We start from the raw sequence: 12,327 nt of genomic DNA, 5'->3' as shown, positions 1-12,327 counted from the left end.
GGGACTGGGAATTGGGGATTGGGGATTGGGAATTGGGGACTGGGGATTGGGGATTGGGGATTGGGAATTGGGTATTCTCCTTGTCCCCTTGTCCCCAGTCCCCAGTCCCCAGTCCCCAGTCCCTAGTGTCCTCACTCACTGTTATCTGAATTTACGATTACTGAGTACTTTGGATTGCCGTAGTCGTAAGGAGGTCTTGTCACGGTTGGAATCTCCTCGAAGTTATCTCGTGGAGGTGGTGAAGAGGTTGTCCATTCTAATCCAGTAGCGTGCCAGGGATCATCAACTGCCCTCGGCCCGTAAAGCCAAGAGCCTACTATGTTAGCAATAAAAGGCAGTGTGGATGCTCCTAGTAAAAATGAAGCCAAGCTAGCGATGACGTTCCATCCTTGATACTGTGGGTCGTAGGAAGAAACTCGGCGGAGCATCCCTTGTAAACCTAATGGGTGCATGGAGAAGAAGGTAATATTGGCAGGTATAAAGGTTAGCCAAAAATGTAACTTGCCCCAACCCTCAGCATACATTCTTCCAGTTATTTTGGGAAACCAGTAGTAAATTGCCGCGAAGATTGCCATTGTGATCGTGTTAAAAACGATGTAATGGAAATGTCCCACAACAAAGTAAGTATTATTAACGTGGATATCAAATGGCGTGGCAGCAAGCATTACACCAGTAACACCGCCAAAAATAAACATAGCTGCACCTCCCATTGCAAACAGCATTGGTGTTTCTAGATGTAGTTTGCTCCTCCAGATAGTGGCTGTCCAAGCGAAGGCTTTAATACCAGTGGGTATGGCAACTAACATTGAGGTAGCCATGAAGGTCATCCGCATCCAACCGGGGGTAGCACTGGTGAACATGTGATGTACCCAAACGAAGATGCTAATCAAAGCAATACCTAATGTGGCGATCGCAACTGACCGATAACCAAATAAAGGATTGCGAGAAAATGCAGGCAAAACCTCAGCAAAAATACCGAAGGCTGGTAGTGCCATGATATAAACTGCTGGGTGAGAGTAAAACCAAAATAGATGCTGGTAAATGATCGGATCGCCATTCCCATCCGGTTTAAAGAATTGTGTACCAACGGATAGGTCAAGCAACAGTAGTATCAATGCAGCTGTCAAGGCAGGTAAATTAATCAGTTGCAATAACTGAGCGCTGAAAACCGACCAAACAAACACAGGCATCCGAAAAAACGTCATCCCTGGGGCCCGCATCCAAAAGATGGTTGTCACAAAATTGACAGCCCCCATGATTGAAGAGATACCTATCAAAACTAGGCTGACTATCCAAATAAATTCACCGTTAATAAACTGATCCCCTGGAATTTGCAGACTAATTGGCGGATAAGACCACCACCCAGCTTGTGCAGTCCCGTTTGGGAGGAAGAAGCTAGATAGTAGTAAAAGACCTGCGGGTGGCAAAATCCAAAAAGAGATGGCGTTGAGCAAGGGAAAAGCCATATCCCGCGCTCCAATCATTAGCGGTACTAAGTAGTTAGAAAGCCCTGCATTAAAGGGAATAATCCACAGGAAAATCATGATTGTCCCGTGCATGGTGAACAAACCGTTATAAAGCGGGCGATCGACCAAATTTGATTCTGGGGTGAGCAATTCAGCCCGGATCAGCATCGCCAACAGCCCGCCAATCAGGAAGAAAATGAAGGTCATCACCATGTACTGAATTCCAATCACCTTATGATCGGTGTTGAAGCTGAAGTATTCCCGCCAAGTATTACCCTGCTGGTTCTGCGATTCTCGATCCCCGGTAATCTCTTGACTAAAGTCATGTGTCATTATTTTGCTTCCTTTTATTGGCAATGCCAGGTTGAGCAGGTATGACGGTATACCAGCCGCTATTAAACAATGTTTTGGGTGGTTGGATATTTTCGGCAACTGCCTGATTTACAGGGGTTCGTTCGCTATTAGCAGTTTGCGTGAGCCACTGGTTATATTGATCGAGAGATTCAACGTATACATCGGTTTCCATTAAAGCAAAGTAAGTACCGCTAAATTGAGAATCTTTCAGGCGATATTTGCCTGCACGAGTAGGTGTAAGCACGATATCAATGTTGCGTCCTGGAATAATATCCTGCTTTAAGCGAAACTCAGGGACGTAGAAACCGTGGATCACATCTTGCGCTTGCAGATTTAAGCGAGTGCTGCGATTGATTGGCAGATGCAGTTGATTGCTAGTAACATTATTTGGATAACGAAAAGACCAATCCCACTGCTTAACGAAAACATCAATAGTTTCAGACGCAGGTTTGGGTCGATCGCTGAGGGTTTCGGCGTATGCAGGTGCAGATTCTAAGGGTGTATGCAAATGCACAATTTGCTTTAAACCTAAAATATCTAATTGCTGATAAATATTGAAGCTTTGGAAAGCAATCCATACTACTAATAAAGTTGGGGTTGCTGTCCACAATATTTCTAGCCTTGCATCACCTCTAGAGGGGTGTCCTTCAGTGTAGTCTTCTGGGGGGGCGCGATGGAAAGCGATCGCATAAACCATAACTCCAATTAGCCCAAGGAAGATAAATGCTCCAATTGAGACTAAGAAGCTAAATAAATCATCTACCCGTTGTGCTTCTGTTGTAGCTTGCGGAGGCATCCAAGAAAACGCCTGCTGGCCAATCCACCGACTGACGACGAGCAGCACTGCTACATAAACCGCTATTAATAGATATTCAAAAACACTAAACATAAAATTCAATAAATTCTCGTTTAATTATTTGCTGTGAACATTTTTGGAAATTGTATTCGCAGCAGTAACATGAATCCCAAATTCCTCTCCCAAATGCGCCCCCAATGTTCCGTGAACGAATAATATGCCTAGTATTGCAATCCCTGCTAACAAGTAACTCCACTGCACCTGTCTGGAAGCATCCTTCCGCCAGCGATAGCGCTGCAAACCTCTCCATACAGTCATGGCGACAATAATCCCCAGCAGCAAAACCCCACCTAAACCATGTAAAAGCATCGTCCAACCAGCACTCAACCCCCAAGCACTCTTTTGATCGACTGGCGGATTTGCCAACAGTAGTTCAAAAAAACCAGCCGCAACGGTGAAAAATGTGATGGCCGCTGCTGCTATGAGATTGTACCAGCCGACATCAAAAAAGCTAGAACGGATGGCAGCCAATCCCAAAAATTTGAAAATTGGTTTTTCTAAAGAAAACAACACTCCTGCTATATCAAAAATGATGGCAATGATGAACAAACCCAGCGTTAGATGCACTAACTGCGGATGTACAGGAATCTCGTAGGGTAATCCGTTAGCACCCAGCCGCAATCTCAACTGCTCAATCAGTTGTGGGTTCATGGTGAAACTCCCTGTTTCATGGCTTGAACTACAGGCTCAACGTGCAATCCATATACCCAAAACAGTTTACTCCCCAAATACACTTGCACAAATACTAGGCAGACTAACAATGTTGCAGCCCCAAGGTAAGCAGGCGGTACTCTTCGGGGGCTGCTGTTGCGAATCACAAAACGCCAAGCTGCGATCGCCGCAACAATCGCCCCCAGTGACCAACCCAGGACGGTATGATAATTCAGCGTTGATTGGGCTGCTTTCTGGGCTTGGGCTAGTCCTGCTTCAAACTGGCCAAAGATAATTGCGATGAAAATTGCGATCGCAGCAACAAACATATTCCAAAAACTCACCTCAAATAAACGCACGTTGCGGGTGAAATAGCCTAGAACATCACACACGAAGGAAAAAAGCACCATTGCAATCACAAAGTGAACGATAATTGGGTGCAAAGGATCGGGGTATGGTAAATTTTGGCTATTCAGAGACAGAGCAGGCATCGCTTTTTCCCTTATAAGTCTAAGTATGTAGATAGATGCTATCCGCCTAATGCATCATTCATATTGTCAAGAATGCTAGTGCCAAAGCCGCAGATCAAGTAATTAAAAAATATTTAAAAATTGTGATGCACTTAAAATTTTAAAGTAAATTCCGAAATCAGAATTTTTTATCTAAGCTGAAAATCATCTAAATTGAATAATTAAATAAAATAAAACTCTTGTGGGTTGGCCAACATGAGCGCCCTAATTACACAACTTAAATTCAGAGCAGCTTACTATTTTTAGTAATCATTTATTCAAGCATACAAACTAATCAAAATAGCTATATTTTTCGTTTATTTAATATACCAACCGATATTAATTCAAACTGATAAACCATCTTTCTCTGAATATACCATAAATTATTGTTCATATTGAAATAACCTTTAAATCTATAACTTAACAAATCTTACAAATAAAGACATACTATTGTCACAGAAATGACAACTAATTAAAATATTGGTCAGTAAAACAATATACCTTTTATCTTTCTCTGGATAGATTAGGAAAATACTAGGTTCACTTAAGATACTAAAAGATTTTGTTAGTTTTGGCATTATATTGTCTATATAAGCAGTCCTACTAGCTAGATAAACTAAAGGATTATTAGTTGGTGAAAGTGCTAATCCTCAAACTATAGCTAATATCCGTTCTTTATCAAAAACAGAACCAGGGGTACAAAAAGTTATTCATGTGCTAACTATGCAGCTTCCTCCACAAAAAGTATTGTTCAACCTGGAAATCCAGTTTTTTAAAAATCTCACAGGTGAGAAAATAGCATTAGCTGTAGAAAATTTATAAAATAAAATTAGCCAAAAACATCCTGAGATAAAACAAATTTTTATTGAAGCAAAGTCTTTAGCTGCTACTCGCAAATATTCTCAATCTTTCAATTGAAGGAGAATTCTGTTTCGAGAAATATCAACTACAGCGTTTCCAAATAGCACTCAAAGCTTATCGGCACAATAAATTATGGTAAATATTATTGATCAAGCACAGGCTTTTGGTTCACTAGGTATCGAGCCTCGATGGACTCATATTCAACAGGAAGATGGCGGTTTTGCCCAAAACACTTGAGGTAAGGGACGTGCTTGGCACTTGGCCTCTCTTGACAGGAGCTACAATGTACACACATCTCTCTACAAAACAAAAATATTGTAGATCCTCAAATCCTCCGATAAATTGGAGGACTTTGAGGGTTCTAGCCACCCAATTTATCGGGGAGCTTGGGGGATCAAAAGCTTATGGGCTCACTCTTAAAGACTTGTGTATACACCGCAGCTTGACACTTCTTGCCTATTGCCTTCTCACGCAAGTAACTTAAAAAATTAAAGCGGAAATTCTAGAAAATTTCTCTCAACGATATCAAATTTTATGATCAGCTAATTTTCTCGTTGCGTAATCAATGTAGTATCTCAAGCGGTGTGTAATGAATCATCTTATCGATAAAAAAACTGTTTGGCAAAAATTGGCTTTGAGAATTTTTAGTATGGCATTGCTGCCTACATTAACTACTTATCCTGCTTTTGGTGCAGAGCGCCTAAAATTTAATTATGGTGTTTTAGAAAGGTCTATCCCCATTAGTTCGCTTGAGAACTATGCTAAAACAGGTAATGTAGATGATGATTTTGCTGGTTATAGTCAGTATGTAGACAAAAAGCAACTAACTCAATTGCGGAAAGTTTTACTAACTCGCATTCCCTTAAATGAAGTAGAAATTTCGCAGTTTCTTTATACACCAATTGGTGAGCGATTATTACAAAAATTGGGGAAAATTATTCAGACAGAATCTAGATTGTCAGGCTTTTATGCGATTCGCTCGGCATTAATTTTATCAGCTACAGATCAAAAAGATTTTACCCTATTAAATATATTACGCAAGTTTCCTGCAAGCTCAATTTCAATAAACTTAAACCAGACTCTAGAAATAGTAGAAACATTACAAGATTTAGTAAATCAAACTCAAAATGCAGTAGCACTGATTAATCAAGAATCTCAACAAAATGTAATCACTGCTTCTAAGGTTGATTCTATTCCATTGATGGACTTAGGAAAAACCGGAAGTTTTCGTTTCTTCAAGCAAACTATTACCCTTAATGACATTTCACGTAATAGAAGATTCTTAGCTGATATTTACCTCCCAGTTGCTCAAACTCCTAGAAAGATAATTGTTATTTCGCATGGACTTGGTTCTGACAGAACAAGTTTTGCATATCTAGCTGAACATCTCGCTTCTTATGGTTTTGTGGTTGCTGTTCCAGAACATCCTGGGAGTGATTCAAAACAACTACAAGCATTATTAAAAGGTACAACAAATCAAGTTACTAATCCTAGAGAACTTATTGATAGACCTTTAGATATTAAATATTTACTAGATGAACTCACTAGTTTATCTAAGACTAATCCCACCTTTCAAGGACGTTTAAATTTAGAACAAGTTGGTGTGATAGGGCAATCATTTGGTGGATATACAGCATTAGCATTAGCCGGTGCAAATATCAATTTTGAGCAATTAAAAGCTGACTGCCCAGCTTTGGAAGATACGTTAAATGCTTCGCTTTTACTTCAATGTTTGGCTGTGAATTTACCAAATTTCCTATATAACTTATCGGATGCAAGAATAAAAGCAGTAATTGTCATTAATCCAGTTGGTAGCAGTATTTTTGGTGAAGCTAGCCTTAGCCAAATCAAAATTCCTGTAATGATTATATCTGGCACTTCTGATACTGTTGCTCCAGCTTTACTAGAACAAATTCAGCCTTTTACTTGGTTAACAACTGCAAATAAGTATTTAACGCTTATCAATGGCGGGACACACTTTTCTACTATTGCCGAATCACCTAATGCAACCATTCCTATTCCTACGCAAGCAGTCGGTTCAAGTCCAGCTTTGGCACGTCGCTACGTTAAAGCTTTAAGTGTTCCTTTCTTTGAAACGTATATTGCTGGACAGCCAAGTTACCTTCCATACTTGAGTACAGAATACGTTAATACAATTAGTCAGCAACCACTACCGTTAAGTCTAATTACATCTCTGACATCTGAAGAACTAAAAAAATATAAATAACCTTTAATAAAGATGAAACTAATACGAGTTGTGAGTCTACGTTTTTGGGGTATTTATTTTTTTGTACTCCCTAATGCAATAATTTCTTCAAAGCAGAAGCAGTCTACGAGATTGGTTAGTGCCACGATCAGATGATCGTGCTGCTCAGGAATTTGTTTAATCAGCATAAGAATTTCTTTAGCATTTATTCGGAGCGCTGCCTGATGCAGTTGCTTAATCCAGTCGCTGGGCATTACGCTTAAATCTGCAACCGTTAATTTAGGTGTGAAGGATGAAGCGTTAGAAGACCAAGATGCTTTTTCCTGATTTTCTAGTTCATCAGCATAAACATAACGAACACCCAAATATTCAGCCATCTTTTCAAAAATTACGGTCGTCCGAAATGGCTTACGCACAAAGTCATCAAAACCTACGGACAGTGCTGTTAAGCGATCTTCCTCAAATGCGCTTCCGGTCAACGCAATAATAACTGGGGTTTGAGCGCCTGCTGCTTTAATATGTTTGGTTGCCTCAAATCCGTTCATTATTGGCATCCGTAAATCCATCCAGATGAGGTGAGGCGACCAATTTTGCCAAAGTTCGATCGCAGCTTGACCATTTACCGCTTCCCGTACCTCAAAGCCAACGGGTGTTAATAACTCAACTAGAAGCTGCCGATTTTCTAGTTTATCCTCGACAATTAGAATGCGACAGCTGGGTTGTCCCTTTTCTAAACCGATAACTTGTCGACTTGGTGCAGACGTTGGCAAGGTATCCATAATTACTGCACGAGTTCGGATATCAAAGGTAAAAATTGAGCCTTTTCCTAGCGTGCTATTCACCCTGATATCTCCGCCCATGAGCCGCACAAATCGCTGGCTGATGGGTAATCCAAGTCCAGTACCTTCCTGAGCTTTTTGTCCCGCCTCTGTTTGGACAAATGGCTCAAATAGACGATTAAAGTCAGAATCAGCAATGCCGCAACCCGTATCTTCGACGCTAAAGTTCAGGGTGATGGGTTCATCGTCGAAAGCGACGGGAAACTCCATTTCCTCGTGGGTATACTGTGATAGTCGCCCCGCCGCTTTGGACATAGGGGATGGGGCATTGGTAGCTTCTTTCCCATGCCCAAAAACTTCATCCCCTTGTGGGTGGAGTTTTTCATCTGGTGTGATGTTTTGATTAGGAGTTTCTACCCGCAAAGTTACTTGACCGATCCGCGTAAATTTAATTGCGTTTCCTAATAGATTAACCAGTACTTGGCGTAATTTACTCTCATCGGCACAGATGTATTGAGGGATGGTTGGCGATCGCTCCAAAATGAGTTTTAATCCTCTTGACTGGGCTTTCAATGCAAACATCTGTTGCAGGCGATCCAAAAGCCCATAGAGGTCAAAATTTGTTTCGCTGAGGATAACTCGACCTGCTTCAATTTTGGACATTTCCAATACATCATTGATTAAGGTCAGTAAGTCTTCGCCACTGCGGTTGATGGTGTCAAGATATTCTTGTTGCTGTGAGTTGAGCGATCGATTTCGCAGCAGCAGTTGGGTAAAGCCAAGGATGATGTTAAGAGGAGTCCGCAATTCATGGCTCATATTAGAGAGAAACTGGCTTTTGGCGAGGTTGGCAGCATCTGCGGTTTCTTTAGCTTGCTTGAGCGCGGCTTCGGTTTTTTTCAGCTTGGTAATATCACGAGCCACCCAAAGTACTGTATTGTCTGACAATGGCGAAACACTAGCTAAAAACCAAGTTTCTCGATTCTTGTTCGCTAAGTGGTATTCAACAAAAACATTCTTACGACTGCCATCAGGGTTTCTGGGTTCTTCTTTCAGATGCAGTGCTTGCTGAATGGCATCAAGTATTAAATTGGCGATTTCTTTCGGTAAAACTTCATCAACTTTTTTGCCAATGCGATCCATATCAGGTTTATAAGCGAAGGATTGGGTTAGCACATACTTTGTTTGCACATACTTTTGATAACGTCCCTCTGCATCAAAAACCACTACCATATCAGTCATAGCAGCGAACATTAACCGGAGTTCTGCTTCGGATGTTTTTAGTGCTGCTTCTACTTGTCGGCGACTCTTTTGGGCAGCTTCGCTAACGCGAATTTCCCTCTGAAGTTGGGCATTTTTCTCTCCAAGTTCTCTGGTGCGTTGCGTGACTCGGCTTTCTAATTCTTCGTTGGTTCGTGCTAGGGCTAAAAAGGATTCACGCAACTGATGGGCCATAAGGTTAAAAGACTCCGCCAAAGAGTTTAGCTCGGTTGTACTGTTCACAGAAACCTTTTGGTCTAAGTTTCCGGCGGCGATCGCTTTGGCTGTACTTCCCAGTCGGAGAATTGGCTGTGTAATCCAGCCGGCTGTCAGAATGCCCAATCCAGTTGCAAGTGCAAACGCAACTAGGCAAAGCAAAATTGTTGAACGAGTATTGGCATTGATTTGATCCATAAAATCCGTTTCTGGAATAACCACAACGATTAACCAGTCCAACCCCTGCTGATTCTGCATTGGCACAATCTGTAAAAATTGCCGTTTACCCTCAATGTCAAAATCTAGTTGTTGTTTTTCGGTAATCTGGGTTAAGTCTACAAAGTTTTGCTGCAAATATTCAGCAGTGCGTCGCGTCAAAATATCATTACTGGCGATCGCCTGAACTCGAACCGGATTCTGATCTATGATTGGAGTTGTCGGATTTGCAATTACGTAGGGTTGTTGAGTGGCAGAACTCCCAACCAGTAACCCTGTTTGGCGTTCTAGAATGAAAGTTTCGCCCGTTCGCCCGATTTTGAGAGTCCGCAGATATTGACTAATCCCAGTCAGTGAAAAATCGACAGCAGCAACGCCAAGCAGATTGCCGCCATTATCATAGATCGGCAAGCTGGCATTTAGCACATATTTGGGTGTGGCAAACAGTTTATAAATTCCACCCCAGCTAGCTGTCTTAGACTTAACTGCCGATTGATACCACGGACGAGTCCGCGGATCGTAATTAGGCTTGGATCTTAAAAGTTGAGTGTAATGTCCTGGTTGGTCTGCGGCATAAATCCTAATTTCATTCCCAGTGGACTTACCTGAAAGTTTCACCTGAAACTGACCATCATCCGCCCTTTGAACCGCAACGTGTTCACCATATTCTGACCCAACGTAAACTGCTGTCACTGTGTCAAACGTTTTCAGTTGATACCAAAGATGTTGTTCTAATGTTGATAATTTTTGGATATTAACTTCACCCAGTTTAATGGCATTAGCATTTAGTTGATTGATTTTATGAGGCGTTTCAACATATATCTTTAGGTACTGCTGGATTCTAGCCGTGATTTCATTTCGGAGTTGGATTGCAACTTCATTGACTGCTCTTTGCCCATTGTGTATTGATAGCCACCCAGTTAGCCCTACGGCTAGAGAAATTTGCAGTACAAATGGCACTACAAGAATGTGGCGCAACTGCACATTTTTAGTCAGCTTTGAAAGTTGAAGGGTGAAAGAAGGCATATCCGAATTCCTGAAATTAAAAACAGCAATGTTGAGGTAATAATTTTTACACGAAAGCCTCTTAATTTTGATGAATTTTATTTGGCATAATTATAAAAGATGAACTGTCTCAGATGATATTACCCTCTTGGGTAATATTGAGAATTAATACATTACCCTATTATGTGGGAGTTTGAATTTATCTTTTTCTTAAAAAGTTCAGAATCTCCTAAGTTCTTCTTCTTTAGGAAACGCTACACGTAGCTTGTTTGTATCGAGCTAACTCTGGCACACTGCCTAGCTACTCAATCTTAAAAAATCAAGCTAAAAAACGGCTAATAATAAGGTTGTAACTTGATTTCAAAGTGTAAAAAATTTATGTAAGAGTAATTAAAGTGGAAATTTTTTACGTACTCAATTTATTTTTAATTACTACTAATAAAAATAACCTAAGTAGGTAGACGGATATAAAATAATTATATAAATAAATGTAAATTTAACAGTGCCTTGGAAATTACCAATATCATCAATAGATTTGTTACATGGATGGAATTTATTATCATTTCTAATCCATAATTTATTTACATTACGTTACCAGTAGCTTGATAATTAACGACTCTCTTAGCCCTTTGAGAAGTATGGAATTAAGCCAATCATCCAAGGGAGATATTCTCATAGTTGATGACACTCTAGATAATCTTCGCCTTTTATCAGCAATGCTTACCGAGCAAGGATACGAAGTGAGGAGTGTTACCAATGGTTCTATGGCGTTAATTGGCATACAAGCTCAACCTCCAGATTTAATTCTGCTCGATATTACCATGCCCGGAATGAACGGCTATGAAGTATGTCAGCGACTGAAATCTAATCCTCAAACACAAGAGATTCCTGTCATTTTTATAAGTGCTTTGAATGAGGTATTTGATAAAGTGAAAGCCTTTTCGGTTGGAGGCGTTGATTTTATTAACAAACCTTTTCAGATTGAAGAGGTGGTTGCTCGGATGGAGCATCAACTCAAACTTTGTCGCTTACAAATGCAACTTCAGGAGCAAAATCGTCGCTTGCAGGAGACAGAAGCAGAACTAAGGCGATCGCTCGATCATCAAAAAGCGCTGAATCAACGCATCGAGGAAATGGTGGCGCTAGAAGAACGCAATCGCATTGCGCGTGACATCCACGACTCTCTAGGACATTCCCTCGTAGCGCTAAATGTGCAAATGGAAACAGCATTAACCCTTTGGGAAACCGATCCTAATCGGGCGCGATCGTTTTTATTAGCAGCGAAAAAATTGGGTTCTGAAGCTTTACAAGAGGTGCGGGAATCAGTTTCGGCAATTCGCTCCGATCCACTCCACGGACAATTACTCGAAAATGCGATCGCTAACCTTGCAGAGGAATTTTATCACCTCACCGATGTCTTACCATACTGCAAAATTGATTTGTCACAACCACTTTCCGATTCAGTAAATCATGTTGTGTATCGCATTATCCAAGAAGGGCTAACCAATATTTATAAACACGCCAATGCCACAGCTGTTCAAATTAGAATTCAAACAACGGCGGCGGGGTTATCGTTGATACTCCAAGATAACGGGAAAGGCTTTGAATGCGATCAATCCGTTGCCGGATACGGACTCCAGGGAATGCGAGAACGAATGGCTACAGTAAATGCCCAGCTAGAAATTGTCAGTAAACCGGGCGCTGGTTGTCGGATTGTTGCTAACTTTCCCAGAGATGAGGGAGGAGGACTGGGCGGGGGATAGGGGAGGCAGGGGGACAAGGGGGACAAGGGGGAATTATTGAACAAGTCTCTCTCTTGTCTCCCCCCTCTTCCTTGTCTCCCTTGTCTCTTCTTCATGTTCAATGCCCAATGCCCAATGCCCCATTATTAAATGTTGTAACTTTTCTACAAGGGTCTCAGGTAATGCTTCATTAATTTTTGGAGATA

At 41.1% G+C, this 12,327-nt stretch carries 7 protein-coding genes; 2 read left to right on the top strand and 5 right to left on the bottom strand.

Annotated elements, in window-relative coordinates:
• Positions 1-131: 131 nt before the first annotated feature.
• The 4 genes from FBB35_RS22810 to FBB35_RS22795 are packed head-to-tail and all read right to left on the bottom strand — an operon-like array spanning position 132 to position 3,818.
• The gene (locus FBB35_RS22810) at positions 132-1,799 is read right to left on the bottom strand and encodes a cbb3-type cytochrome c oxidase subunit I (protein WP_174711540.1); all 1,668 of its coding nucleotides are present in this window, start codon (positions 1,797-1,799) and stop codon (positions 132-134) included.
• Positions 1,789-2,709 carry a cytochrome c oxidase subunit II gene (locus FBB35_RS22805; protein WP_174711539.1) on the bottom strand — a complete coding sequence of 307 codons (921 nt, stop codon included), beginning with the start codon at positions 2,707-2,709 and terminating at the stop codon, positions 1,789-1,791. Before FBB35_RS22805 ends, FBB35_RS22810 begins: the two co-directional genes overlap by 11 nt.
• 24 nt (positions 2,710-2,733) lie before the next feature.
• Positions 2,734-3,327 (bottom strand): DUF2231 domain-containing protein, encoded by a 594-nt coding sequence (locus FBB35_RS22800; RefSeq protein ID WP_174711538.1) that lies wholly within the window; start codon positions 3,325-3,327, stop codon positions 2,734-2,736.
• Positions 3,324-3,818 carry a DUF2231 domain-containing protein gene (locus FBB35_RS22795; protein WP_174711537.1) on the bottom strand — a complete coding sequence of 165 codons (495 nt, stop codon included), beginning with the start codon at positions 3,816-3,818 and terminating at the stop codon, positions 3,324-3,326. The genes FBB35_RS22800 and FBB35_RS22795 overlap by 4 nt, the downstream gene beginning before the upstream one ends.
• Before the next feature lie 1,468 nt (positions 3,819-5,286).
• On the opposite strand from FBB35_RS22795, the gene FBB35_RS22785 reads away from it, so the two are divergent.
• On the top strand, positions 5,287-6,924 hold the full coding sequence (locus FBB35_RS22785; RefSeq protein WP_174711536.1) for an alpha/beta hydrolase: 1,638 nt from the start codon (positions 5,287-5,289) through the stop codon (positions 6,922-6,924).
• A 53-nt stretch (positions 6,925-6,977) separates the two neighbouring features.
• On the opposite strand, the gene FBB35_RS22780 is transcribed toward FBB35_RS22785, so the two are convergent.
• Entirely contained in the window at positions 6,978-10,400 is a 3,423-nt protein-coding gene (locus FBB35_RS22780) for a response regulator (protein ID WP_174711535.1), read from the bottom strand.
• Between the two features lie 617 nt (positions 10,401-11,017).
• Between FBB35_RS22780 and FBB35_RS22775 the strand changes: the two genes are divergently transcribed.
• Entirely contained in the window at positions 11,018-12,142 is a 1,125-nt protein-coding gene (locus tag FBB35_RS22775) for a response regulator (protein WP_174711534.1), read from the top strand.
• Positions 12,143-12,327 lie beyond the last annotated feature (185 nt).

This window comes from Nostoc sp. TCL240-02 (genome assembly GCF_013343235.1).
Lineage (GTDB): Bacteria > Cyanobacteriota > Cyanobacteriia > Cyanobacteriales > Nostocaceae > Nostoc.
The sequence above is the reverse complement of the archived record's forward strand: the minus strand, read 5'-3'. Positions and strand labels throughout refer to the sequence as shown.